The organism is Brevibacillus brevis (genome assembly GCF_900637055.1).
In the GTDB taxonomy this organism is placed as follows: Bacteria; Bacillota; Bacilli; order Brevibacillales; family Brevibacillaceae; genus Brevibacillus; species Brevibacillus brevis.
Genome location: NZ_LR134338.1, coordinates 971,421 through 994,454, shown reverse-complemented (window position 1 = coordinate 994,454; position 23,034 = coordinate 971,421). Strand labels below are relative to the sequence as shown.

27 protein-coding genes and 1 pseudogene are annotated in these 23,034 nt (G+C 47.2%); 11 read left to right on the top strand and 17 right to left on the bottom strand.

What is annotated here, in order from left to right; all coding sequences use genetic code 11:
- The first annotated feature begins 101 nt into the window (after positions 1 to 101).
- A complete protein-coding gene (locus EL268_RS05250; RefSeq protein ID WP_106657596.1) occupies positions 102 to 1,115 on the top strand; it encodes a DUF2804 domain-containing protein in 1,014 nt (337 codons plus the stop codon).
- A gap of 72 nt (positions 1,116 to 1,187) precedes the next feature.
- Here the strand turns inward: EL268_RS05250 and EL268_RS05245 are convergent, their stop codons facing one another.
- From EL268_RS05245 to EL268_RS05225, 5 genes are all read right to left on the bottom strand, one after another.
- Positions 1,188 to 1,490, bottom strand: coding sequence for a YunC family protein (locus EL268_RS05245; RefSeq protein WP_047073052.1), 303 nt, complete (start codon positions 1,488 to 1,490; stop codon positions 1,188 to 1,190).
- 70 nt (positions 1,491 to 1,560) lie between these two features.
- On the bottom strand, positions 1,561 to 1,800 hold the full coding sequence (locus tag EL268_RS05240; protein ID WP_106657595.1) for a DUF6154 family protein: 240 nt from the start codon (positions 1,798 to 1,800) through the stop codon (positions 1,561 to 1,563).
- Between the two features lie 46 nt (positions 1,801 to 1,846).
- Entirely contained in the window at positions 1,847 to 3,301 is a 1,455-nt protein-coding gene (locus EL268_RS05235; protein WP_106657594.1) for a bifunctional metallophosphatase/5'-nucleotidase, read from the bottom strand.
- 24 nt (positions 3,302 to 3,325) lie between these two features.
- Positions 3,326 to 4,150 carry a sulfite exporter TauE/SafE family protein gene (locus tag EL268_RS05230; RefSeq protein WP_106657593.1) on the bottom strand — a complete coding sequence of 275 codons (825 nt, stop codon included), beginning with the start codon at positions 4,148 to 4,150 and terminating at the stop codon, positions 3,326 to 3,328.
- Positions 4,151 to 4,169: 19 nt separating this feature from the next.
- Positions 4,170 to 5,027, bottom strand: coding sequence for a DUF72 domain-containing protein (locus EL268_RS05225; RefSeq protein WP_106657592.1), 858 nt, complete (start codon positions 5,025 to 5,027; stop codon positions 4,170 to 4,172).
- A gap of 52 nt (positions 5,028 to 5,079) precedes the next feature.
- On the opposite strand from EL268_RS05225, the gene EL268_RS05220 reads away from it, so the two are divergent.
- Positions 5,080 to 5,586, top strand: coding sequence for a M67 family metallopeptidase (locus tag EL268_RS05220; protein WP_106657591.1), 507 nt, complete (start codon positions 5,080 to 5,082; stop codon positions 5,584 to 5,586).
- Here the strand turns inward: EL268_RS05220 and EL268_RS05215 are convergent.
- Positions 5,517 to 6,920 carry an aspartate kinase gene (locus EL268_RS05215; protein ID WP_106657590.1) on the bottom strand — a complete coding sequence of 468 codons (1,404 nt, stop codon included), beginning with the start codon at positions 6,918 to 6,920 and terminating at the stop codon, positions 5,517 to 5,519. The two genes, EL268_RS05220 and EL268_RS05215, sit on opposite strands and share 70 nt — an antisense overlap.
- Positions 6,921 to 7,108: 188 nt before the next feature.
- Between EL268_RS05215 and EL268_RS05210 the strand changes: the two are divergent.
- A pseudogene (locus EL268_RS05210) lies at positions 7,109 to 7,710 on the top strand (polysaccharide deacetylase family protein).
- A gap of 62 nt (positions 7,711 to 7,772) precedes the next feature.
- On the opposite strand, the gene EL268_RS05205 reads toward EL268_RS05210, so the two are convergent.
- From EL268_RS05205 to EL268_RS05195, 3 genes are all read right to left on the bottom strand, one after another.
- A complete protein-coding gene (locus EL268_RS05205; protein ID WP_106657589.1) occupies positions 7,773 to 9,314 on the bottom strand; it encodes a flotillin lipid rafts scaffold protein FloT in 1,542 nt (513 codons plus the stop codon).
- A complete protein-coding gene (locus tag EL268_RS05200; protein WP_106657588.1) occupies positions 9,314 to 9,853 on the bottom strand; it encodes an NfeD family membrane protein in 540 nt (179 codons plus the stop codon). The genes EL268_RS05205 and EL268_RS05200 overlap by 1 nt, the downstream gene beginning before the upstream one ends.
- An 87-nt stretch (positions 9,854 to 9,940) precedes the next feature.
- Positions 9,941 to 11,377, bottom strand: coding sequence for an aminotransferase-like domain-containing protein (locus tag EL268_RS05195; RefSeq protein WP_106657587.1), 1,437 nt, complete (start codon positions 11,375 to 11,377; stop codon positions 9,941 to 9,943).
- 146 nt (positions 11,378 to 11,523) lie between these two features.
- On the opposite strand from EL268_RS05195, the gene EL268_RS05190 reads away from it, so the two are divergent.
- Positions 11,524 to 12,465: a DMT family transporter gene (locus EL268_RS05190; RefSeq protein ID WP_106657586.1), complete on the top strand. Its 942-nt coding sequence runs from the start codon at positions 11,524 to 11,526 to the stop codon at positions 12,463 to 12,465.
- 50 nt (positions 12,466 to 12,515) lie between these two features.
- Here EL268_RS05190 and EL268_RS05185 read toward each other — a convergent pair whose 3' ends face one another.
- A complete protein-coding gene (locus EL268_RS05185) occupies positions 12,516 to 12,980 on the bottom strand; it encodes an NUDIX domain-containing protein (RefSeq protein WP_007715608.1) in 465 nt (154 codons plus the stop codon).
- 16 nt (positions 12,981 to 12,996) lie between these two features.
- Complete coding sequence (locus tag EL268_RS05180) at positions 12,997 to 13,533, bottom strand: suppressor of fused domain protein (RefSeq protein ID WP_106657584.1); 537 nt, start codon at positions 13,531 to 13,533, stop codon at positions 12,997 to 12,999.
- A gap of 357 nt (positions 13,534 to 13,890) precedes the next feature.
- Here EL268_RS05180 and EL268_RS05175 point away from each other — a divergent pair, with 357 nt between their 5' ends.
- Both EL268_RS05175 and EL268_RS05170 read left to right on the top strand, forming a co-directional pair.
- Positions 13,891 to 14,178, top strand: a complete 288-nt coding sequence (locus tag EL268_RS05175) for a hypothetical protein (protein WP_126435367.1) — start codon at positions 13,891 to 13,893, stop codon at positions 14,176 to 14,178.
- Between the two features lie 380 nt (positions 14,179 to 14,558).
- Complete coding sequence (locus EL268_RS05170; protein WP_106657583.1) at positions 14,559 to 14,921, top strand: hypothetical protein; 363 nt, start codon at positions 14,559 to 14,561, stop codon at positions 14,919 to 14,921.
- A 548-nt stretch (positions 14,922 to 15,469) separates the two neighbouring features.
- Here the strand turns inward: EL268_RS05170 and EL268_RS05165 are convergent.
- The gene (locus tag EL268_RS05165; protein WP_106657582.1) at positions 15,470 to 15,655 is read right to left on the bottom strand and encodes a hypothetical protein; all 186 of its coding nucleotides are present in this window, start codon (positions 15,653 to 15,655) and stop codon (positions 15,470 to 15,472) included.
- Positions 15,656 to 15,972: 317 nt separating this feature from the next.
- Here EL268_RS05165 and EL268_RS05160 point away from each other — a divergent pair, with 317 nt between their 5' ends.
- The 4 genes from EL268_RS05160 to EL268_RS05140 all read left to right on the top strand — a co-directional run bounded on the left by EL268_RS05160 (position 15,973) and on the right by EL268_RS05140 (position 18,772).
- Positions 15,973 to 16,377: a hypothetical protein gene (locus EL268_RS05160; protein WP_106657581.1), complete on the top strand. Its 405-nt coding sequence runs from the start codon at positions 15,973 to 15,975 to the stop codon at positions 16,375 to 16,377.
- A 1,443-nt stretch (positions 16,378 to 17,820) separates the two neighbouring features.
- Positions 17,821 to 18,039 (top strand): hypothetical protein, encoded by a 219-nt coding sequence (locus tag EL268_RS05150; protein ID WP_106657075.1) that lies wholly within the window; start codon positions 17,821 to 17,823, stop codon positions 18,037 to 18,039.
- Complete coding sequence (locus tag EL268_RS05145; protein WP_106657074.1) at positions 18,023 to 18,379, top strand: hypothetical protein; 357 nt, start codon at positions 18,023 to 18,025, stop codon at positions 18,377 to 18,379. Before EL268_RS05150 ends, EL268_RS05145 begins: the two co-directional genes overlap by 17 nt.
- A gap of 117 nt (positions 18,380 to 18,496) precedes the next feature.
- Positions 18,497 to 18,772, top strand: a complete 276-nt coding sequence (locus EL268_RS05140; protein ID WP_106657073.1) for a hypothetical protein — start codon at positions 18,497 to 18,499, stop codon at positions 18,770 to 18,772.
- 449 nt (positions 18,773 to 19,221) lie between these two features.
- Here EL268_RS05140 and EL268_RS05135 read toward each other — a convergent pair whose 3' ends face one another.
- A complete protein-coding gene (locus tag EL268_RS05135) occupies positions 19,222 to 19,914 on the bottom strand; it encodes a hypothetical protein (RefSeq protein WP_106657071.1) in 693 nt (230 codons plus the stop codon).
- A gap of 121 nt (positions 19,915 to 20,035) precedes the next feature.
- Here EL268_RS05135 and EL268_RS05130 point away from each other — a divergent pair, with 121 nt between their 5' ends.
- Positions 20,036 to 20,257: a hypothetical protein gene (locus tag EL268_RS05130; protein ID WP_106657070.1), complete on the top strand. Its 222-nt coding sequence runs from the start codon at positions 20,036 to 20,038 to the stop codon at positions 20,255 to 20,257.
- A gap of 100 nt (positions 20,258 to 20,357) precedes the next feature.
- Here the strand turns inward: EL268_RS05130 and EL268_RS05125 are convergent, their stop codons facing one another.
- The 4 genes from EL268_RS05125 to EL268_RS05110 all read right to left on the bottom strand — a co-directional run bounded on the left by EL268_RS05125 (position 20,358) and on the right by EL268_RS05110 (position 23,006).
- A complete protein-coding gene (locus tag EL268_RS05125; RefSeq protein WP_106657069.1) occupies positions 20,358 to 21,113 on the bottom strand; it encodes a DUF1906 domain-containing protein in 756 nt (251 codons plus the stop codon).
- Positions 21,110 to 21,400 carry a phage holin family protein gene (locus tag EL268_RS05120; RefSeq protein ID WP_106657068.1) on the bottom strand — a complete coding sequence of 97 codons (291 nt, stop codon included), beginning with the start codon at positions 21,398 to 21,400 and terminating at the stop codon, positions 21,110 to 21,112. The genes EL268_RS05125 and EL268_RS05120 overlap by 4 nt, the downstream gene beginning before the upstream one ends.
- Positions 21,397 to 21,762: a hypothetical protein gene (locus tag EL268_RS05115; protein WP_106657067.1), complete on the bottom strand. Its 366-nt coding sequence runs from the start codon at positions 21,760 to 21,762 to the stop codon at positions 21,397 to 21,399. The genes EL268_RS05120 and EL268_RS05115 overlap by 4 nt, the downstream gene beginning before the upstream one ends.
- A 62-nt stretch (positions 21,763 to 21,824) precedes the next feature.
- A complete protein-coding gene (locus tag EL268_RS05110; RefSeq protein WP_106657066.1) occupies positions 21,825 to 23,006 on the bottom strand; it encodes a hypothetical protein in 1,182 nt (393 codons plus the stop codon).
- Positions 23,007 to 23,034: the final 28 nt, after the last annotated feature.

The window sequence follows — 23,034 nt, the reverse complement described above, 5'->3', positions numbered from 1 at the left end:
TACATGAAATTTTTTCTAGATTTTCTTTTCATGTCTACCGAGGAAAGACACTGGTGACGAGTTTGTCTGGAAGAATCCTTGTTTGCAAGGGAGATGGTCGTATGCCGCTTATCGAAAAAGAATTAACGCAGCCTCTTTCATTATGTGACCAAGATGGCCGCTTGCTTCCAGAATCAATTGGCTGGTCCCGCTACCCACTGCATGACTGCCAATTTAGCGGACATTGGCTTCGCCGGAAAAAATGGAATTTTTGGTTTATCACCGCGCCTGAATGTGCGATGTCGATTGCGATGGTCAATCTGGATTACGCTGGCATTGTCTTTGTCCATTTTATTGATCTGACGACAGGGGAGACCGCGGACAGTGCCGTTACGGTTCCTTTTGGTGCAGGGATTCGGCTTGGTGCCACCGTAGATGAACCTTGCCATTTTGCGAGTCGCAAGCTCTCGGTCTCCTTTCAGCCAGAAGCCAGTGGAACAAGTGTAGAAGCGACTGCCATTTGTCCCGGCGATAAGCCTCTCTCGCTCGAAATCGTGATTGATCCGCCATTCGAGTCCTTAAATGTCGTGATTCCGTGGAGTGCGCAGCGATTTCAGTTCACCTCGAAGCAAACGGCCCGACCTGTGCACGGCACCATTGCCTATAACGGGAAAACCTATTTGCTCGATCGGCAGAATGCCTTTGCCAGTCTGGATTTTGGTCGTGGCGTTTGGCCGTATCACACGCGCTGGAACTGGACGACCTGCTCTTTCCGTCACGCGGATGGGGTCGCAGGCTTTAACTTTGGCAGAGGCTGGACGGACGGAACGGGTATGACGGAAAATGGCTTCATGATCGATGGTGTCCTCTACAAGCTGAGTGAACAAATTCGTTTTTCCTACGATCCTGACAACCGGATGCTCCCGTGGACGCTTGCGAGTGAAGAATCGTCTGCCGTACGTCTTACCTTTACACCGCTCTTTGCTCGAACCGAGCACAAAAATTTTGCGTTGGTGCGGACCACTCTCCATCAAGTAATCGGCCGATATGACGGGACACTCTCAACACCTGATGGAAAAACGATTGCGGTGCAAAGCAAGATCGGAATCTGTGAAGAACAAAATGCCCGCTGGTAAACAAGGCCCGAGAAAACTAAAAAACCTTTGTCATGGAACAAAGGTTTTTTTCTATAGGCAACCATTTGTTGTTTAGAGCATTTTCACGACCGCATCCCGACCAATCATGCCAGCCGTAATCCCCTTCTTCTCCGCCGTTGTCGTCACGGACTCCAGCGGCGCATCCAGCAATTCCTGTATGGTCTTGACCCCTACCGCACGACCAGCAAGAATTTCCCTCGCTGCTAACCGTTCGTTCAAGAGCCCCACATCCAGCGCTCCACACATGATGTAGCCATGATCGGTCGTTACAGCCAATAGCGTCGTCTTAGGCAAACGAACGGTGACAGCAATAGCCGTCCCCTCTGGAAAGTGGATTGGCACTACCTCTACCATCAAGATCCCTCCTTTTCTCCCCTGTCTGTTGGCGTTACCATCCTATGACATTCAGAAGAGAAATGTGAGGTTAATGCATCATGGTTGTGGGGGATTGTTCATCATCCATTGCAACCTTTCGTTTCATGACTTCAATCATATATGTCGCGAGCATGTGAAACAGCTCTTCCTCGTCCATTTCCTTGACCAAGTCCAGCAAATCATCCCGAGACTGTTCCGCGAGAATGCCGACGACAATCGCTGTAATGTCCTCCTCATCGCCATTAAAATGTCCTTTGTACAGCTTGTATACCTCATCAATGAAGCGCATCGCTCGTCTCCTCCCGTTTTCGATAGCATTCCCGAAAACCCGGTCTCTACGATTGGTTTTTTGACGTGGACGATATCTTTTCCCAACGTGGACGAAACGCATTTTGCAGCATGTGCTGGTCCTTTATCGTAGTGGCGAGTACTTCACGCAGCATCTCGGGCAAGAAAAACGTAACCTCACTGCCGAGCAGCAAATCGGGAAACATCCGATTGTACATGAACATGTCGATCGTCCCGACTCGATACAGACGCTCCCGATCCAGCGGTTGCCCGTTGACTTCAATCTGGATAATTTGCGGTTGGTCATCCTCACTGTAGCGGATGTGCAATCCGTCCACACACATCCAGCCTTCTATTTTGCCGCGAAAACCGTACCCACGCAGCTCCCGATAAACCATTTCCGGTTGAATAGCTTGCTCCAGAACAGTGGTGAGCTGTGCACCTGTAATCGTGACCGCGCAGGCATTGATCGGGTGAGGCATACTGTGGAGCAAGTCGGCAAAAGACAAGCTGCCCCGCGGCAAATCTGCAAGCAACAGCCCTCCATTTGCCATGCCGATCTCAGCCCCCGTCCATTTGCGAATACTTGCTGCGATGAAGGAACCATAGGGGGTCTCCTCCGTCCATCCGATGTGCATGTCTTGTTCCAATTGAACAATCGGCTGAAACAAACGATTCTCTGCCCATACTTTCTCACTCTCAATGAACTGGCTCAATGCTTCGTCTACCTGATACTGTTCTGTCTGGAAAAGCTCTGCTTGCACATCTGTAATCGCTTTACGCTTCTGGTCCCAGACGAGCTTTACATGGCCGACATACTCGCCAAATCGCCCCGCTTGTGTGATCAAGGTGCCTCCCAAACGTTCTCCATGAGGCAGCGTCCGGTGAGAGTGTCCGCCCAAAATGATATCCAGCCCATCGATTTCATTTGCCAGCACACAATCTGTCTGATAGCCGAGGTGCGAAAGCAAAATGACAACATCCACAGACGAGCGCAGCGCCGCAATCTGCTCACGCAGAATCGGGATCGGTTCCTTGATCTCCCATCCCATACTTTGATAGGAGGGGCCAAAGGGAATCGTCATTCCCAAGATGGCCAAACGCAGCTCGCCTACGGTATGAATGGCGTATGGTACTGCCCAAGACGGGGCAGAATTTGTTGTCGGTTCAAACAGATTGCCCGTAATGATCGTGAATCGAGCATCTGTGTACAGTTCATTCAGCTTGTCTTTTGGGAGTGTGATGCCTTCATTGTTTCCGATCGTCGCGTATTGAATCCCGCTTCTGTTCATGATCTCGACGTTTGTTTTCCCAAAGCTCGCCTCCGATCGGATATCCATTCGATCCATATGGTCTCCAATGTCGACCGTCAGCACATGCTCGCTCCTGCCCTCCCACTCTTCTCGGTGCATGCTCAGGCAGGTTGCAATTCGCGGCATCGTATCAAAATGGCTGTGCAAGTCATTCGTATGCAAAATGTGTAAGGTACAGGTGTCAGCCACGACTTTCCCCTCCCTCTCGTCTCATTATCCAAAAATCGCTTCTCCGATCATTTGTATGGCAATTCCCAATATCAGAACACGCAAAAACAGCACGATGGTGCGACCCTTCATTTTACTGGCGGCAATCGCTCCGAGCTTTCCGCCCACCCATGCTCCTGGCGCGAGCATCACTGCATACAACCAGTGTACGTTGTCGTGGAAGATATTCGTGATTGATCCAACCACCGCTGATAAAAAGATGACCACCATGGACGTAGCCGTGGCGATGTGTGGCGGGAAGCGAAACAAAATCATCATGGCTGGAACCATCAGGATGCCGCCACCGACGCCAAATAGCGACGAGGTAATCCCGACAAAGAAGGCAATCGTAATCACGGACCATTTGCTATACCCGTACACATATTCATTTCCTTCGTTGTCGACGAAGTGGCGCTGGACTTCCCACTCGATGCTGCGTGGTTTGATTTTGTCTTTGACCATCAATACGATGAACATGCAGAGCTGAAACAAGCCAAACAGCAGCGAAAAGCCCTCCACTGCTAGTAATGTATTAAGATATACGCCCACAATAGCACCTGGTGCACTCCCGATAAAAAAGAGCAGGGCACTCTCTTTGTCTACTTTTTTTTGCTTGAGATAAGAAAGGGAGGAAGATAGGGCGGTTACCGCGATTACGATCAGCGAAGTCGCCGCTGCTACTTGCGGGTTCATCGATCCAGGCATGTACCAGTTCGCAAAATACAGCAGAGCAGGCACGAAAAAAATCCCACCACCCAGACCCGCGATACTGCCAATGACGCCAGCCACGACTCCGATGATGACAAACAAGATGGCAATTGCTACAAGCATGAACTCCCCTTCTTTCTTGCTACGTAGAGAACAGGTCCATCTGACGAGGATTCAGACCAGTAGGCGCAAGGCCAAGCATCTCCGAAAACTGCTTCGCATTCGCTGCTGCATCTCCTCCAGAGTTATTGTTGAACAAAATGCAGACTTCATCCGCTTCCCGTTCGAGCAGTCTGATGTGTTCAACCCACTCTGCAAGCTCTGTCTCACTGTATCGATATAAATAACGGACATCCCGCCAATTTTGTCCCTCTCCGGGATCACGCCAGCCCGCTTTGTTGCGCCCATGAAAGCGGACCAACGCCAAAGATGACTTCGTCACGGCAGGAACAATCGGGACTGAGCCTTTTCCCACTTGGGGTTCATCACATACGACATGTGTCGCTTCGATCTTGCGCAAGAAATCCAGCGTTCGCTCCGAATATCGCGATTCAAACCAGCTTTGATGGCGAAACTCCACCGCAAACGGATACGCCTGCATGGCTTGGCGGCAAGCAGTCACATACTGGACATGCTCTCGGGTACAATCAAACCACGGCGGATACTGAAACAGCAATGCTTTGAGCTTGCCAGCCTCCACGACCGGCTGAATGCTCTCTTCGAACTGACGAAACAATTCCCGTCTGCTTCCCGAAGCGTCCCCCCGTTGATGTCCCGTCATCCCTTGATGAGGCTTGACGATAAAGCCAAATCGTTCAGGTGTATCCTTCACCCACGATTCGTAATTTCGCTGTGGTAAAATAGCGTAAAAAGAACTATCCACCTCTACAATTGGAAAGTGGCTGGCATATACGGACAGCTTGTCTCGATTGCGTACACCTTGTACGTACAATTCATGCTGATCGCCCCAGCCGCAAACTCCCACTTGTATCGTAGTCATCGATTGCTAACCTCCAAATCATGGCCGAATAGAGAAGAAGGACGGAAGCCGAATGAAAATTCCCGCTTGGTTGGGCGAACCCTTTGCGATTAAGAATAACAAAATATTCCTGACGAAAAAAGTAGCGAAACGCCTCCTGGCCGAAGCACAAGAGGCGTTTCCTTATGAGTATTCTGCTTTGCTCGCAGGTCGTGGAGCAACGATTACGGCCTGTGTACCGATGCCCATCTCACCCGACAAGCACGTGTTCGCTTGGGATGGGGCAACATTTCTTCAAGCCTTGCAGCACATCCGCAAGCACAATCTTCAATGGTTGGGGGTCTTGCATACACACCCCCACACGCCTCCAATCCCTTCTGCACGAGACATAGCTGGCTGGCATTATCCCACACTCAGCTATTGGATTGTGGGACTCGCAACCGCACAGCCAGAATGGCGTGTCTATCAATGGGTACAGGATGGAAATAGCGGCTCATTTGAAGCACGCCACTACACACTGACAGAAGCGGCTTGTGAGGATGAGGAAGCCATTGGTTCTTCTGCTCCAAAAAACTCTTGATACAAAGCAATCACAGCACGATCTGCCTCTTCGGCTTTTACCCCGAACATCATGCTTACTTCCGATGACCCCTGATTGATCATTTCCAGATTGATTTTCGCAGCAGCCAACGCAGTAGTGGCTCTCGCAGTTGTCCCCACAGATTGACGCATGCCCTCCCCGACAATCATGACGAGTGCAAGACTGTGCTGAACAGCGACATCATCAGCGAACAGCTCACGGCGGATGCGCTCTACAATCCGCTGCTCCTTTTCTTCCGTGAGATCGCGCTCTCGCAAAATAACGGAAATGTTATCAATTCCAGATGGAGTATGCTCGTACGAAAGCTCTTCTTCCTCCAGAATTTGCAGCAGCTTGCGACCAAAGCCAATTTCGCGGTTCATCAAATACTTGCTGACGTAAATGCTGCAAAAGCCGCCGTCACTTGCAATACCCGACACTCTGTTTGTAGCAGAGCCTCTCTCGGCCACAATCATCGTACCAGGCGCAGACGGATTGTTCGTATTCTTGATACATACGGGTATATCTGCTTGATACGCGGGAATCAACGCTTCCTCGTGGAACACACTAAAACCGGAATAGGACAGCTCCCTCATCTCTCGATACGTAATCTCTGTCACCTTTTTCGGATCGGCAATCAGGTTCGGATTGACCACATACACAGAATCGACATCGGTAAAATTCTCGTAGACCTCTGCCTGAACCGCCGCAGCCAGAATCGATCCCGTAATATCCGAGCCACCTCGTGAAAAAGTAACCAGATCACCGGCACGCGAATAGCCGAAGAAGCCAGGGAAAATGACGATTCCCTCTCGCTCTCGCAATGTCGCCAATTTGGCATACGCTTCGGGGAGGATATGGGCATTGCTTGCTTCATCCGTAACCAGCATTCCTGCATCCTTTGGATTGATGTAGGTCGCTACCTCGCCCAAGCTCTGCAGATAATGAGCGACAACTTTGGCGCACGTATCCTCTCCCGCAGCTTTGACCGCATCCATGAATCTTTCCGCGGACAAGCCCGGCTTGTTTGCGAGAACCTCCCCGAGCTCCCTTTCGATCGCTTGACCAATCTCAGCAGAAAGCCCGAGACCTGCCACGATCTCCCGATAGCGCAAGAAAATGGCTTGTTTCGCTTCTTCTGTAGGCTCCCCAGCCAAGAATCGCTCAGCATATGCGATTAACAAATCAGTAACCTTCGTGTCTTCCTTGTGCCGTTTTCCAGGTGCTGATACAACAATGAATCGTCTGTCCCGATCTGCCATAACAATTTGGCATACTTTTTTTATTTGCTCGGCATTCGCCAGTGATGTTCCCCCAAATTTTGCTACCTTCATGATCGATTCCTCCATCTAACTCTCACGTCTTATGCTGTTACTAGCTTAATTTATCCACACAAAAAGAACAAGTGTCTTTTCCACAAGGACGAAAAAGGATATTCATCAAGATTTGTCGCATAGTAACGGTGAGTACATCATCATGAACAGCTACCTAGCACGAAAGTCTCTGGCAACGAGGTGAACGAATAAAAAAGCATATCCTCTTTTTCCCCCTTTTGCTAGCTGTCATTCTTGCTCCTTCCTTCAACGAAACAGCCAGTGCCATTCGGGGAAAAAATCGCGAGTATTACGAAACAAGAGGAGAAATCGTTTGGGAAGTGCCGACTGAGAGCAAGGTAATTGCCCTTACCTTTGACGATGGTCCTGATCAGGTATACACACCTCAAATCGCAGCACTGCTGAAGCAGTATCAAGCGACTTCTACCTTTTTTGTCGTTGGCAATCGTGTGAGCCAGTACCCGGAAATCGTCAAATCTCTCGGGGATATTATGACGAGACCGTTGTCGATACAGCCAAGCAAGCCGGTTTTCTTATGATCATGTGGTCCTGGCATCAAGACACGCGTGATTGGACCGATCCCGGTGTTTCAAAGATCGTCAACAAGGTTTTGAACAACGCTCGGAATGGAGACATCGTGCTATTTCACGATTACGGAGGCAATCGAAAACAGACTTTACAAGCTCTCGAGCAAATATTGCCTGAGCTGAAAAATAGAGGATATCAATTCGTAACGGTCAGCGAATTGTTGAGAGGATATAGACGTGCGAAGCAGGTAGACTATCCTTGATTTTCTTCCCACGAAAAAGTGCCCCTCGCTTAAAAGGGGCACTTCTCCTCTGATCGATTTCGTTATTGCTTTTCGTCCTCCAAAATAGCATCCGTCTCTACCTGAACTTTTACGGGTACAGGCTGTTGCTGTGTGGGCGCGGTACCACCCTTTTGCATAAAGTCTGAGATCATTTTGTTCATATCCAAACCGGATACGTCTTTCAGCATCTCTGGCAGCTGGGCCATCAGCTTCGTAACATTCCCGCTGAGACGATTGACGCCATCTCCCTGACCGCCTCCTGCATCCACGATCGTTACCTTGTCGATCGCCTTCATTGGCTCTGCAATTTTCTCAGCCAGCTCAGGGAGCATTTTCGCAATAATATCGAGTACAGCCGCATGACCGAATTTTTCAAATGCTTCAGCCAGCTTCTCTTTCCCTTCTGCTTCGGCTTCGAGCTTGAGGCGCGTGACTTCTGCCTCAGCGCTACCGCGTGCTTTTTCAGCCTCGGCAATCGCCAAGCCTTCCAGACGCTTCTGCTCAGCATTTGCTTTTGCTTCCGCTTCAATACGGTACTTGATCGCGTCTGCTTCTCTCAGCTTCTTCGCTTTTTCCGCTTCTGCGGCCTGTTCCACAGAGTAACGGTCGGCGTCGGCCTTTTTCTTCACTTCCGCATCATATTGCTTTTCGCGGCGAAGAATTTCTTTTTCCTCCAGCTCAATTTCCTTCTGCTTGCGGACGAGATCGATCTTCATCTCTTCTTCCGTAACCTGCTGCTTGGCGACAGCTTCTTGCAGCTTGTAGGCTTGGTCCGCGCTCGCCTTTGCTTTGTCCTGCTCTTGCTTGAACGCCGCTACCTTCAGCTCTTTTTCCTTTTCTGCTTCGGCAATATTCGTTTCCTTCAGCAGCTCTGCCTTGCGTGCCTCTTCCTCTGCCTGAGCCTGCTTGATCCGTGCTTCTTTGTCCGCATCAGCCTGCGAGATGGTCGCATCGCGCTTCACTGCAGCGATTTGCGGAATTCCAAGGGCAGCTAAATAGCCGTTTTTGTCCCGGACATCCTTGATCGTGAAGCTGACAACGGACAGCCCCATTTTCTTCAAATCCTTTGTCGCTACAGCTTGCACCTCTTGTGCGAATCGCTCACGGTTCTTGTAAATTTCCTCTACCGTCATACTGCCGAGGATTGCCCGCAAATAGCCTTCGAGTACTTCCTGGGCTTCTCCGCGCAGTGCCTCGTCACTCTTGCCCATAAATTGCTCGGATGCGGTCGCGATATCTTCAATCGAGCCGCCTACCTTGATGATCGCTACGCCATCTGCCATGACAGGAACGCCCTGTTCGGTATACACCTCAGGAGTCGATACATCGAGCTTATGAGACAGAAGACTCAGAAAGTTTGCTTGTTGAAAAATAGGGAGGATAAATGCGCCGCCTCCGCGGACGATCTTCATCTTGCGTCCAGATTCGTCACTGAGTACGTTTTTCGAGCCGAGATAACTACCCGTCACGATCATGGCTTCATCTGCACCCACTGTTTTGTAACGGGCCCAAAAGGCAATACCCAAAACGAGAAAGACTGTGACGACAACACCTACTATCGTCAAAATGCCTGGATCTAACATCATTTCTCATCTCCTCCGCCAGATTCAGTGTAAAAGGGGATTACATACAAGACATGGTCACGCACCTCGACTACGACGACACGGGTTCCTTGCGGGATAATCTCGCCATCAAGACTCGCCGCCATATGGTAAGTGGTTCCACTAATCATCGGCAGCAGCACTTCTCCCAGCCCTTCCGCAGGGATCGTCGTCCCGACTTCCCCCAGCTTTCCTCCTAGTTGACTCATGGAATAGCTCGTGGAATTTTCCGCATGGCTCATCGGCTTTACCCACAGGAAGTACGAGACAAGAGCCAAAGCGCTGCCAATGACAGCAGCCAGCATCAATACGACAAGCGCACCGAGAGAAGTGTAACGAGATAACAAATACCCCGCTCCCCCAAAGGCAGTCATACCGCTGACCAACAAAATGGGCTGTGCAAAAGGCAGATGCAGATGTCCCAGCCAATCTGAGAGCGTATCGCCAAACAACAGCGAGATGACCGTGTAGATTAGACCAAGTACAAGGCAGACCATGTAGACGGTTTCAAGAACGCCCACGACTGTCCCCCCTTTCTAAAATTGCCTCTATAGTGCATACGAGTCAGATGGAAATTAGTTTCATAAATAAGGAAATAATCCCTTTTCTTATCGCTTTTTCTGCTGAAGGACTCTTTGGATGCGTCGAATCCCTTCTTCGATATTCGCGGGGCACTCCCACGAATAGGTCAGTCGCAGCCAGCCCGCTTCGGCTCCATAGACGCTGCCAGGTGTAAAGACGACGCCCTCTCTGATCGCATCATCCAGCAATTCCTTTTCCTCCCTAGGAGCAAGCAACCGACACCAAATATGATAGCTGCCACTCGGCTCATTCCATACGGCGTAATCAGAGAGATTATTGTGCATAGCGCGTACCATCGTTTGTTGCTGCTCCAACAAGTAACGAGACATTCGCTCCTGCTGATTGTTCCAGCTCTCTCGCTCAACAAATTGCCGGGCGAATTGCTGGGAGACGCTACTCGTACCAAAGTCCATTTGCTGCTTGGCATCGGCTAATCGTTCTACGACAGATCTAGGTCCCACCAGCCAGCCAATCCGCAAGCCTGGCGCAATCGTTTTCGAAAGACTCCCGACATACAGAACAGCTCCTGTCTTGTCGATGGCTTTGATCGGCTTGGGCGGTCTAGGCCTTCCAGCCAGTGTAAGTGCGCCGTAAGCGTCGTCCTCCACAAGTGGCAGGCGCAGCTCCTGACAAATATCGAGCAGCTGAGATCGACGTGCCTCGCTTAAAATCGTCCCGGTTGGATTATGATAGGTCGGGTTCGCGAAAACCATGCGAATGCGATGCTCGCGCTGCAAATCGTAGACAGCCCCGGGTACAATACCGTCCTCATCCATCGGCAAGCGAAATAAACGCAGGCCAGCTGAACTGAATAAGGGCAAGGAATACGAATAAGAGGGTCCCTCCATTGCGATTGCATCTCCAGGATTCAACAGACATAGTGTAATGAGATGCAATGCCTGCTGTGCTCCTGACGTCACCAAAATTTCGTCTGGAGAAGCGTGAATGCCGTAGTTTTCTTGCAGATGCACAGCCAGTGCCTCACGCAGAAACGGCTCCCCCTTTGGATGCGCGTAGCCCAGCTCCAGCTTGAATTCTTTTTCTTCCTCCTGCGTCGTTGGCATCAATGACGGGATCATCGTCGTTGCCAATTCGGCCTTTGCCAGATTGATGATCGAGGAATCGAAGCATGCATCCTGAATTCGTTTCGCAAGTGGATAGGCTGGCAAGAAGGCCCCGCCATTCGTGTAGGTATACCAGTTTGGCATTTGTTTGACGCCCCACAGATCACGACTGACCCAAGTACCGCTCCCTTGCCACGATTGTAAAATACCTTTTGCCCGCAATTCTTCATACGCTGCCGATACAGTCCCACGATTGACGCCATAGCGCCGTGCCAACACTCTTTCCGGCGGCAGAGATGTACCAGGGGACAACACGCCCAGCACAATCTGGCGTTCCAGCTCTTTGGCGATTTGCATATAGATCGGAACTCCCGCTTCTTTGTCCGGCTTCCATTCCATCCGTATCCGTCCTCCACACTTGCTGTTTTCCTCCCTTTCGACAAATTGGCTTACTGCTCCTGCTGCCAATTGGCTCTACCTTTCATAATCGTTCGCCTCTAAGATGGAACAACAGAAACTTTTATTCGATAAAGGATGGGATTCGGATGAGCGCACAGCTTCCTATCGAGAAGCAACACGTAAAAAAAGAGCAGCCAACTACTCCTGACCGGCTGCATGCAGAGAAAATGGGCTTGCTGTATGGCTTCATCGGGGTGCTTAGCTTCAGCTTGACCTTGCCCGCAACGAAGGTAGTTGTTACCGTGCTCTCTCCCCTCTCAGCAGGGCTGGGACGAGCGTTGATCGCGGCTGTACTGGCTGCTTTGGTGCTCCTAATCAAACGAGTACCGTTTCCTACCTGGCAAGAGACCAAGAAACTGTTGCTCGTATCCGCTGGCGTAGTAGCGGGCTTCCCGTTTTTCTCGTCGTGGGCAATGGAGAGAGTGCCTGCTACCCACGGCGCAGTCATCATCGCACTATTGCCATTGGCTACAGCAGGTGCAGCGATATTTTTTTCAGGAGAACGCCCTACCCGCAAGTATTGGATTTCTAGCGCGATCGCCTGCGTGACGATTATCGCCTACGCGATCAGTTCTGGCTTCGGTGCCCTTCAATGGGCGGATCTCGCCTTGCTCGGGGCGGTCATCAGTGCTGCGATCGGATACGCAGTCGGCGGTGAGCTCTCCAAGACGATGGGCGGCTGGCAGGTCATTAGTTGGTCGTTGATCTTTGCCTTTCCTTTTCTCGTCGTTCCGCTCGCAGGTCCACTATTCGCTGAATTAAAACAAGCCACTTGGCCTGTCTGGATCGGTTTTGGCTATATTAGCGTGGTCAGTATGTTTCTCGGATTTTTCGCCTGGTATCACGGACTGGCACTCGGCGGCGTCTCCAAAGTCAGTCAAATTCAATACCTTCAGCCCTTTTTATCAATCATCGCAGCCTCGTTCCTCCTGTCCGAGCCATTGACACTCGGTGCTGTTCTCTCGGCTGTCATTGTCGTGTTGGCTGTCGCAAAAGGAAGAAAAGCTTCCATTCAGCAAAAAGCGTAATCAAAAAACACCGCTCCTCTTCACTAGGAAAAGGGCGGTGTCTCTTGTTTTTATTCTGCTTGGCTCAGCATATTTCCCAAGTACATCGGCTGATAAGTGGGATCTGACAGGACTTGCTTGACTTGATCCGGGCGTGTTTTGTGGTCGTTCGGCAGTTGCTTCCACTCTTCTAGCGTGACCCAGCCAGCCCATTCGATTTCTTCATCGACGATACCACCTGGCGTAGGGTTTGTCTCTTCACCGACGAGCTTCGCCAGAACTCCCACTCCGACAGTATGCTTGCCATTTCCTTCCTGATCGATCCGATCGTCTATCCAGATCAATCGCTCCATTTCCACGAGAAGTCCGGTCTCTTCCATCACTTCTCTTTTCGCCGCGTCTGGAATCGCTTCCAAATATTCTACGATTCCCCCTGGCAGGTTGTAAAAGATGCCTCGTTGTGTCTGCTCACGGATGAGCAGGACTTTCCCTTCGTGCTCCACTACTACGGTGACTCTCAAGCGAATCGCTGACATTTCGCTCGCTCCCTTCTCAGATGGCAGGCGTACGCGTAACATTCAGGGAATCGACACCGGAGTGCGCTAACCATTCCTGTAATGCCATAAGTCCATATTGTTCCAAAAACTTTGCTTCAGAATCCGCGATTGCATGAAGCATCATGAACCTGATTACGTCCTTGCCGTTTGTATAATATTCAAGTCCAGCCTCTTCATAATAGGCAGGGGTCAGTACCAAATGATTCAAAACCGATTTTTCCACGATTGTATCTCCTAGCGAAAAGATGCTCCCAGACTCCATACGGGTGGATTGACTCTCCCACTGATGAATCACCTGGGCCGCTACCCTTGCCAAATGCGTGATCATTCTCTGCTCAAACTGATAGGAATAGACGAGGAGCTCCGTTGCTCCCATCTTGTGCAGCTCAAGCGTGGCATACGTCCACCATCCTCGCTTGCGCGTAGCCGGATAGACGGCAATCAGGATATCCGCATCTTCGGATTGATAAAGCTCTCCTCGACTCCCAAAAAAGCGGTGGCAATGATCCATTAATTGCTTTACCACTATCATATGTGCAACCCCGCTCCAAAAAGTATGAAAACCTCTACGGCTGCCTGCTTATAGAAGGGCAACTGCGCATTTGTGAAAAGGTTTGTGCTCGCCCGAAAAAAGCATGCCTGAATACGTAGGCATACTTCGTTGATGTGGGGCAGCGTCATCTTGTATACACGAACATTTTATCATTGTGTGGAGTGAATGTACATGTTTCAACACGCACAAAAAAGTCCCCGGTTTCCTAGTAACCATTTTATGTAATTTTTCGTAATGCTTGTTAGATAATCATTTCTATTCTCCAAACCAATGGCTAGGGAGAGATTCTGAAATGAAGAAAATGCTGCGTCACCTAAACCAGTAGTTGAAGAAAGTGTGAATGCACATGTAACCGTAGCAAAGTTTGATATAAAAGCAGATATTCCAAGAGTTTTTTATCCTGGTAATACTGCTCCAGTTTTGGTAACCGCTCATTTTTCAGATGGAACATCTAAATTCGTTTCAAATGACGCTAAAGTAATACAACACTCAGCAGGCTTTTACATCAGTCGACCTGAATATAAATACGGTATTCTTGATGCTGCGAGACCAGGTGAACGCTGGATTACTTTTGAATACGGTGGAGTTCAAAAGTCATTGTATTTTACCGTCGCCAATAAATAATGAATGTTGACGAGTCCTCCCTAATTGGGGAGGGCTCTAATTTAAATCGTTTTGTAAAATCGACCGGGTAACCAATTTTCTCCATTTACGTAATAAAACGTGAAGGAGTGAATTCCGCATGATCGACTTCGTATCAATCATTTTGATAACACTCACTCTACTTAGTTGGGGTTGTATCGTAAATTCCCAGTCGCTTCGTAAAAGATGGATATATGTGTTGATCACCTTCATCATTTTTTGGGGGATTGTCGAATTCGTATATTACTTTGACCCTCCATCCCCTCACTATGAGTAACTACTTAACTACATGCAATTTTTCCACAATTACCGTTCATTTCGTGTCTCACTTATCAACTTGAATACAGGGAGATCATTTATCCATGAAATTATTTTTAAAGCTCACAGTGGGCACATTAGCAACTGGCTGGTTCTTTCTTCTTTGGTGCATGCAAATGATTCTTGCAAGTGACATTCCGGTAACAATTTCATTCGATGAAATGCAAGGATTCCTTCAGACTTTTGCCATTACTACTATCCTTGCTCTTGTCTATATCAGGTTTGTAGATGATACGAAATTGCATTATTTTCTTTTATTCCCCATTCTATTATGGGGTATGAACACCATTCAGGATTTGGAGTACAATTACCATCCATACGATACATTAATAAGCTGTGTAAGTCTTATTGGGTGTCTGCTCATCTTTCTATACTCACTATTAAAACAGCGCCGTAAGTTAAACTGACTGGATCATTCCGACTTTGACATAGTACGATTTAGGAAACGCTTTTGGAGGTGTTCTCGTGCTTAAAAAGTTCCAGGAATACACTTACATCGTAGTTATGTCCATTGCGTTTGTCATCGATTGGTTAGCTTCATAGAAGAATTTCTTTTGCCCGATCCAATGGTCGGGTTTTCATTTTCCCGCTCCACTCTTCTCGCTCTCCATGTATTCTAGTTACAATCGATAGCGATTAACAATGCCCCTTTTAAGTGCTGTATTTACCTTTTCCCTCCACTCTCTTCATACACATTTTGATAATTTGCTCTTTAATAAAGTCCAAATACTTGAGATTTCAAAGCACAAAATGGTAATATTTTCACTAATCAACATTTAGGGGTGTCTCAAATGAAGTTATACCCTCAGACATCCCTATCAAGGAGAACATGTAATGAAAAATGAACCTGACAAATTATTGTTATTAATCTGTTATGGAATCCTATTTTTTATTGGATTTCTTATTATCGTCGGCATCATAAACTTTATAATTTCTGCATGAGGCGCTTCACTCTTTATTGCTTTTCAGATTGTGACGTTTGACATTTTCTTTGCTTTACTGATGTTGCATGTCTCATTTGGCAGAATGGCAACTTTTGAATCTCTCCATCAACGATAATGTAGTAATCTGGAGGGAATTTACCGACTTCGTAGCTAAACGCCTCATCAACTTTCACATCCAACTCACGTCCTGCTTTCATCCCGTTCCCCTCTTGATCAATGTTAATCCACCTGAAAGCTTGTTCAACATAGGAAATTCATTTCGCTTTTTCATCACCACTTGCAGCTTTCCTTGAATTTCGAGAACCATCAGAATAGCATTCAACCAATTCCAATTATCCCGTTATTCGAGTCTTCTCTTTCACCGTACTCTTTATGGGAAATTAATTTATATCCACTCTACACACCGGGAAATGCAGGTTCAATCGGATGCTGCACCCCTCCCCCTGGGTACACACGTCATGTTTTGTTTATTGAATAGCACATAAAATCATTTTTTTGGAAACGAGGAGATATAATGTGGACACCATATGAAGAACGATTAAATCATCCAGCCGATTTCCGGGTAAAATATACTTTTTTTCCTGAAGATGCTGGTGGAAGAAAGCCACCGTTCCAAGGATACCGTAGTGATTTTTCTTATGAAGGCGATGACATAAAAGTAACCGGAAAATATGCAATCCATCCAGAATTTGAAGATGAGTATGGGAACGTCGTTTTGGACAATACAAAATCTGTTTCCAGAGTAGGAACAGCTAGAATGTGGATTGTTTTCCCGCATATGCGAGAACTAGTTCATTCAAACAGGATTAAGATAGGTGTTACTGGTTATTTCATGGAAGGTTCTAGAAAGGTAGCCTCTGCCGAGGTCATCGAAGTAATAGGTCTACATTCTAATCCAACATCCCTAACATTGGAGTAACACATTCGTGTGTTGTGTGCAGCACTATACCATTTGTTGTACGATATTTAATGGTGATAAAAATGATCTTTCAATCAGATGTATGTTCTAGGTGCAATTAAAATTGAATTACCGTTGTGTTAAGCCAAGCCTTAAATGCCTTCTCTCCCTGAGCAAAAAGTAAAATCAGACGCAATTGAGCTTTTGATAACTTAAAAATTACCTAGTGTGTTAGATAACAACTTTGTTGGGGAAGATATTTATCGTTACTCTTGAAAACTCTTCAAGGAGGGAACGAATTGGGGAAATATCGCTGTTATTACTGTGAACGTGAAACCGACAGCGTCCGCCAAATCACGTTTTTCCAAGGTAAGCAGGATCGCGATGAACTATTGTGCGATACCTGTCATGCTGATTGGATTGAATCCCTAAAGAGTGAGCCATAGGTAGGGTAACGAACCACACTCCCACCCTTAGTGAAATTGCTACAGGGTGGGTTCTTTTTTTGCCCCATCCTATCCGAAAGAAATAAGGATAGAAAACCATGTACAGCACTTCACGAAAGAACAGCTTACCCTAATTCTCAATTCCCTCAAAAGAACGCAAAATATCAGCATTCGAAGCAGTTAAAAACGGGCGCAAAAATAAAATACGTGTCTGAGCGACAAGGACACACGAGTGTCAAAGTCGCAGCAGACACGTATTTACACGTTACATAGGAAGTTTGAGGACGACGCTTTATCCCTCTACTCCAAATACCTTTGAGAAAAATCTGGGCAAGCCCTATTTGGAAGACCGAAAACCCTTGTGGCGCAAGGATTAACCGATACTTCCCTCCATTTCGAACTTGATTGTTTTTACGTCAAATGCCCGTAAATGCACATTAAAAACCCTTGATAAATCAAGCTTTTCTCTTCCTAAGCATCAATTACCGTTAATATCTCGTAGTAAGAATGTGGGCAAAAAATGGGCAAGCTATGGGCACATACACGGACGTAAAAATGCCTGGCTTCTGTTGCGCTTCATGGTGATTCGATAGATACGTCGCCAATACCTTCTATTAGCTCCGGCATTTATGTGTCGGGGCTTTTTACATTGTCCAGAAGTCATTCTCTTTTACATTCGGATCAAGCAGCCGAAGTGCCCTCAATACCTTCCTTCCGACTGAGGGAGGAGGATAATAGTCCTCGTCTCTACAAAGTTTAGTTCCTGTATCTTTATTGATTGGTGCAGCAGCACATAGCCATTGCTGATTCTTCCCGTGCCGTTTCAAAAACTGTTTCACTCTTGTTTCTGGTTTCCCTAATCCAAACATTCTGATCACCTCATCCACATCTTGGACAAGATCGAACAAATTTAGTCTTTTTTTTTCCGGTGCAAATCGGAATATTGGACAAACTGTTGTGCATCACTTAGTAGCACAGCAGCACACAACGCTGCATAACACAACGGGAGGGATTAGGCATGGCAACCGAACGAAAGCCAGTCTGCTTTAACCTTAACGATCCGCTCGAAAAAGAAATGTGGGAGCTCACAAAAAAGATGAATTTCAGCGGCTGGGCCAAAGAACATTTGAAGCCTTTGGCTTTAGCTCGAATTGCAGAGCGCGACACCTCCACGAAAAAGATGGGCATTCCTGTTCCAGTGCGAAGGGTGGTCGGTTCTAATGTCTCGAAAGCGTAGATATTACCGTGAGGATCGGAGACGGCCTGAGTACCTGGAGGAAGAAGACTGGGAAGATGACGCGGATGATCATGCAGACGTCGAGAGATCGGTCAGGAAAACGTCCTGGGGGCTGCTGGCCGTATTAAGTTTTGGCGTACTCCTCTCGATTGCTCAAGCCCTCTACGTTCCCTCTGGACCATTGCCAGCAGGTGACGCCTATCGAGTCGTTTCAGTCAGCCGTGGACGTTTGCAGGCCGAAGAGATAGGCACAGGGCGGGTGGTAAGCTTAGACGATCAGAAACTTGTCAGAGCAGCTCTTGATGGATCGATCAAGCGCGGCGACGTCATCCATCGGTAATGGCGTTATGCAACGCTACATATCCTCCGTTGCTTGCATGGGGGGCTCTCAGTGTGCAGTGTGCTGAATGATGTTTAATTTTCGGGCGATTTTGAATTAAGAACTGGAGGGAAATGCGTGGATATCGGGGAAACGCATGTGGAGCTGCCGCGAGTGTCATCGACTCATTCACGAGTGATGTATGGAAACCTGATTCAGATTGCTGACAACCTGGACTTCCGGAATCCCATATTCAATGGTCGGGCGAAACGGAATCGGTCGTTGGGGAGTGCCCAGGCGTTTGTGGTTGAGCTGGCACTCGCAGACCAGTTGTTTCGGGAGAAACTGAAACGATATATGATCGCACAAGGTAAACATTTCATTTACACCTCTGATTACTTGGACAGGTATTAATTTCTGAAAATTACCAAACCATTTGTTGCTCTGCGTATAAGTAGGTTACAATATACACAATTAGTAAATTAAGGGAGATAGAATGATGTTTAAAAAATTGGAGGAAATGACAAGGGACTTAGAAAAAGAGAATCGCTACCTCCGAAAAATTTTCGATCAGGTTGATGAACGTGAAAACACTTACCGGAGGACTGTTGCCATCATAAGCTATGACAAACTTATCATGTGCCAGAGCCACTATGTAAAGGACGATCATATAGAGACTTTCGACAAGGTTCATTTAGATATCGCGGAATTTAAAAGTATTATTGCGAAGTTGATAAACTAGTGAGTAATAAAAACAACCCTCCCTAGATTGCTGTCCGGCGTAGTGCCAACCATTTACAATACCCCTACCTCTTTGAATGCAAAAAGCTCCTCGAATCTGAGGAGCTTTTTTGTATTTGTTTTTATACTTTGTAACGGAGACCTATATCAATGGGTTTGCGTGCGTAATATTCCCACTCTGAACTACCCGTGTATGAAACCTCAAAACCTGCTGCAGTTAGTGCTGATACGCTGAAAGCCCCCGATGCACTTGCGGAACTAGTGCTCTTATACGTAATTGTTGCACTTCCGCTGATTTCAACTTCTTGAGTTGGAAATTTATCAGAAGTTGAAATTGCCACTATATCTTTATCTTCTAACGTAGCAGAGTTGGAATTAGTGATTTTCATAGTTTTACTTTCAATAGAATTAATTTGTCTAAAAGAACTATTACTGTAGATTTTCAACTTCGCGGCCAGTTCTGTAGTTACTGGGCCATCTTTTTTATTATTTTTTACAGTCACTGTAGTGTAATTTCCACTGGCAGCATTAATACCTTTCCCTTGCACAGATTTAACAGATTCGATTGTCTCCGAATATGTCTCCGTTGTTTCACCAGTTTTTCTGTCAATTAATTTAACTGTTGCGGTATCTCCGGTTTCAGTACGAACCATTTCGAGATTAGGCTTCAGTTGAATCTCAACAGAAGTTAACTTCAATTGTACTTCTTGTACACTTTTTGCTGCATGAGCAGTACTAGATAGTCCAGAAGCAGATAAAACTAACGCTCCGCAAAGCAAACTTGCGAAAAGCGACTTAAAATTAAAACGTTTCATAAGTAATACACTCCCATTCTTTTACATTTTTTATTTTAATGGTATAATATGGAAGTAGATTACGTCAATACGCAGTATTTAAAATTTACTTTAAAAGTAAAAAAAGGATGATGATTCCATTATGCAAAAGCTTGATTTTACAGAACTACACCAATATTTCAATGATTTTTCGGCAAGTATTCGAGAGGCAGGCAACAAAACAAGTAGTTCTTTACTTGAAGTTAAAGGAGAAATAGCTTCTCTTAATGCAAATCTAACTACAACAAATTACCTGCTCATGGGATTATTGATTTTAAATGTTGTTTTACTTTTTGTTGTCTTCTTTAAAAAAAGTAAACAATAGAATTGATGGATAACACCCCAAAGGGGTCCCGCCAGCAAATTAACGTTAAATTGTTGGTGGGACCCCTATCCGAAGGAGGGCTTTGGTTATTACATGGTCATTATTTCGGGATACCTACCGCGTCACGCAAAGCGTTCGCAGCGTAATGAGCTGCTTCTCTCACTCCTGGATCGTTATCGCTCGCCATCCAGACCGAGCCGAGAATCGCGATTACTTCCTCTGCCGATTCTTTGTCCAACTTGCTCACAGGTTTTTCCACAGCAGGTGAATTAGTATTCCACCAACCTTCGCCACCAAGCGCGTCATTGTAGTCCACGGTGTGCCCTGCAAGCTCCTGTCCATTTTTGTACTGATAGATGTTGGCTGCTTTGGCGAGCTTCCCCCGACTCCAGGCGTATGTCTGCCAGAAGTGTTTGCAAGCTCCTCGCTTCGCCATCTCCTCAATAACAGCAAATGAGCCATACACGCCTACCGAATAGCCAGACAACTCCTTGGCAGCTGATCTCAGGTATGCCTCAATCGCTGCATAGTCCTTTGGCTGTGCATCAAAATCCACGGCAAAGTAAATCGCCGTACCTACAGGCTGACCGATCAATTTGGCTTCCTGGAGGGCCGCTTTGCCATCCCTTGTGCCGTTGACTGCGCCACCAGCAGCGTCATTAGTTCCGCGTTGGAAGACGGATACTACCTGCATCCCTGCCGCTGTGATCGCTTCGGCTTCTGCCCTCGTCAATCGTTTCCACTCCATACTGGCAGGAACAAGATAGCGGCAGACAAATTTCATGCCCGCCGCCGCCATTGCTCTCGCTTTTTCTGCTGTCAAAGGTACTGCACAATCGATCCCTTTGATTGTCATTCTGCATCTTCCTTTCTTTTATCGAAGGTCTGTTTCCACAGCTGGTGCCCCAGCGTCGCGATCCCAGCTGCCAGGATGCCCTGAATGGTTGCTTGCACGCTAATAGTTCCCATCACTCCCCAGGCTAGTCCAACGCCACTCACGGTTAAAAGCCAAGGAATGCTCCAGTCTACAATCCAGGGGGTATTCTTTAAAATCACCCCGATAATCAAGAGCGCGACTACAACAATCAGTGCCTCGTCCAATAGGTACTGGTTAGCCAATACCAACAGGTCCGTTTCTTTCATACAGCTCCTCCACCTTTCGCAATTGATTCAATGAGTTTCCAAATCAGAGCTCCAGCTCCCAGTACTGTTCCGACAATCCAACGTTTATCATCTCGGCCTTGTCGCTTATCGTTATCGATTCGTTGCTCGATTTCTTTCTTGATGTCCTCGGCCTTCTTCGTCAGATCAGTGATTTCCGAGCTCAATTCATCGAGTCGTTTATGAGCTGCTTTTGTACTTTGCATAGCCTCGATGGCCAGCTTTTCAGTTGAATCGAGTTTGTTTGCCATGATGCCGAGTTGCTTAATTTCTGTTTCGATTTTCCCGATTGCAACTAGAATTTCTGTAATTCCCTTTTGAAGATCCTTGATCTCGTCTGCCACTAGCGCATGACCTCCTCACCCCCTTTCGGGGCAAAAGTAAAAGGAGCCACATCAGCAGCTCCTCAAACCGTCGTATTTGTCGAGTCAACCCATCCGGTTCCATTCCACCAAACGGGTTTCCCTAACGTTGTATCAAAATACATAAAGCCAACATGTGCGATTTTCGGTCTTCGATCTGTTGATCCCTTTGAATACCCAACAAGATTTCCATTGATGAGTACATGCCTAGTACCTTTCGATAGGTTTTTATCGTCAGTTGGATCAGGGTCCCAAACTAAGGTGAGTTTGATGTTACCTAATGTGTTTTCGTACTTGGTGTTGCTGGAGCTTGATGGTGTGTTTCTGCTCGCCGTAGGAGTGCCCAAACGGTCGCCAGCATCGTACGGGATGTCAGGCAGGGGGTAGTGGTGGTAATCGCTAATAGATGCCCCCCAGCTGCGAATGGATGCTCCGTATCCATGGTAACCAAGCACGACCGATCCAATATATCCGGTATTAAAATATTCCTGGTCTCGGTCAATGATCTCGTCCAGTGCAATGAATTGAGTCCTGAATTTTTCAAAATAGGTAAGTCCACCATATTCGTCACGCTTCACTGTGAAACATTCCATATTCTCCAACAACCGGCTCCTGGACGAACCGCGCATTGTCTGCTGACTGCTTGAGTAAACGTAGAATGCGTTTTCGATCATGTAGTAGTCTTGTGGACCGACGACTGGTTCGATGTTCTTTGGATTACCATTAAAATCAATCCAGTCCAGATACATATTTTCTTTTTTAAATACGTAGTCGGGTTTGTATGAGTTTACAAAAACGTTAAACCCTTGGGAGTGGCAAAACTGTACGACTTCGTTTTGTCGCTCTCGCGTGACGTAATAATCGTAGCCAAAGGTATCTAAAAAGATGCCAGTAGACCCCATCGTTTTCCATTGCATAACCCGTTCCTTAATTTCTTCGATGGTGAAGTTGTCAGCAGCAGCCGGCGCTAAACCGATTGAGATATAGCCAAAAATTTCAACTCCCGGCTTTGCTTGCTTGAGCTTTGCGATAATGTTTAACGTGTCTGCGTAAGCTCCATGGGCTGGGTTCTGATACTCTCCAAATACGATTAGATCATAGTCCTTGTAGATGGACACCGCTGTGTCTACATTCCATGCGCCGTTGATCGAGATAGGATACCCATAGTAAACCAACAACTTTTTAAGCAGTGGTTTCTTTCTCTGTGCTTGACTGATCCATCCCATGTTCACCGTGTCCTTTCTTGCTTTTTGG

Excerpts from the sequence above, each read along its gene's own strand:
- EL268_RS05170 (WP_106657583.1), top strand. The coding sequence starts at position 14,559 with ATGAAATTATTTTTAAAGCTCACAGTGGGCACATTAGCAACTGGCTGG.
- EL268_RS05185 (WP_007715608.1), bottom strand. The coding sequence starts at position 12,980 with ATGTCAGCGATTCGCTTGAGAGTCACCGTAGTAGTGGAGCACGAAGGG.
- EL268_RS05215 (WP_106657590.1), bottom strand. The coding sequence starts at position 6,920 with ATGAAGGTAGCAAAATTTGGGGGAACATCACTGGCGAATGCCGAGCAA.
- EL268_RS05110 (WP_106657066.1), bottom strand. The coding sequence starts at position 23,006 with ATGGGATGGATCAGTCAAGCACAGAGAAAGAAACCACTGCTTAAAAAG.
- EL268_RS05250 (WP_106657596.1), top strand. The coding sequence starts at position 102 with ATGCCGCTTATCGAAAAAGAATTAACGCAGCCTCTTTCATTATGTGAC.
- EL268_RS05240 (WP_106657595.1), bottom strand. The coding sequence starts at position 1,800 with ATGCGCTTCATTGATGAGGTATACAAGCTGTACAAAGGACATTTTAAT.
- EL268_RS05145 (WP_106657074.1), top strand. The coding sequence starts at position 18,023 with ATGTCTCGAAAGCGTAGATATTACCGTGAGGATCGGAGACGGCCTGAG.
- EL268_RS05195 (WP_106657587.1), bottom strand. The coding sequence starts at position 11,377 with ATGGAATGGAAGCCGGACAAAGAAGCGGGAGTTCCGATCTATATGCAA.
- EL268_RS05135 (WP_106657071.1), bottom strand. The coding sequence starts at position 19,914 with ATGAAACGTTTTAATTTTAAGTCGCTTTTCGCAAGTTTGCTTTGCGGA.
- EL268_RS05125 (WP_106657069.1), bottom strand. The coding sequence starts at position 21,113 with ATGACAATCAAAGGGATCGATTGTGCAGTACCTTTGACAGCAGAAAAA.
- EL268_RS05245 (WP_047073052.1), bottom strand. The coding sequence starts at position 1,490 with ATGGTAGAGGTAGTGCCAATCCACTTTCCAGAGGGGACGGCTATTGCT.
- EL268_RS05190 (WP_106657586.1), top strand. The coding sequence starts at position 11,524 with ATGAGCGCACAGCTTCCTATCGAGAAGCAACACGTAAAAAAAGAGCAG.
- EL268_RS05230 (WP_106657593.1), bottom strand. The coding sequence starts at position 4,150 with ATGCTTGTAGCAATTGCCATCTTGTTTGTCATCATCGGAGTCGTGGCT.
- EL268_RS05225 (WP_106657592.1), bottom strand. The coding sequence starts at position 5,027 with ATGACTACGATACAAGTGGGAGTTTGCGGCTGGGGCGATCAGCATGAA.
- EL268_RS05205 (WP_106657589.1), bottom strand. The coding sequence starts at position 9,314 with ATGTTAGATCCAGGCATTTTGACGATAGTAGGTGTTGTCGTCACAGTC.
- EL268_RS05165 (WP_106657582.1), bottom strand. The coding sequence starts at position 15,655 with ATGAAAGCAGGACGTGAGTTGGATGTGAAAGTTGATGAGGCGTTTAGC.
- EL268_RS05130 (WP_106657070.1), top strand. The coding sequence starts at position 20,036 with ATGCAAAAGCTTGATTTTACAGAACTACACCAATATTTCAATGATTTT.
- EL268_RS05220 (WP_106657591.1), top strand. The coding sequence starts at position 5,080 with ATGAAAATTCCCGCTTGGTTGGGCGAACCCTTTGCGATTAAGAATAAC.
- EL268_RS05150 (WP_106657075.1), top strand. The coding sequence starts at position 17,821 with ATGGCAACCGAACGAAAGCCAGTCTGCTTTAACCTTAACGATCCGCTC.
- EL268_RS05120 (WP_106657068.1), bottom strand. The coding sequence starts at position 21,400 with ATGAAAGAAACGGACCTGTTGGTATTGGCTAACCAGTACCTATTGGAC.
- EL268_RS05180 (WP_106657584.1), bottom strand. The coding sequence starts at position 13,533 with ATGATAGTGGTAAAGCAATTAATGGATCATTGCCACCGCTTTTTTGGG.
- EL268_RS05160 (WP_106657581.1), top strand. The coding sequence starts at position 15,973 with ATGTGGACACCATATGAAGAACGATTAAATCATCCAGCCGATTTCCGG.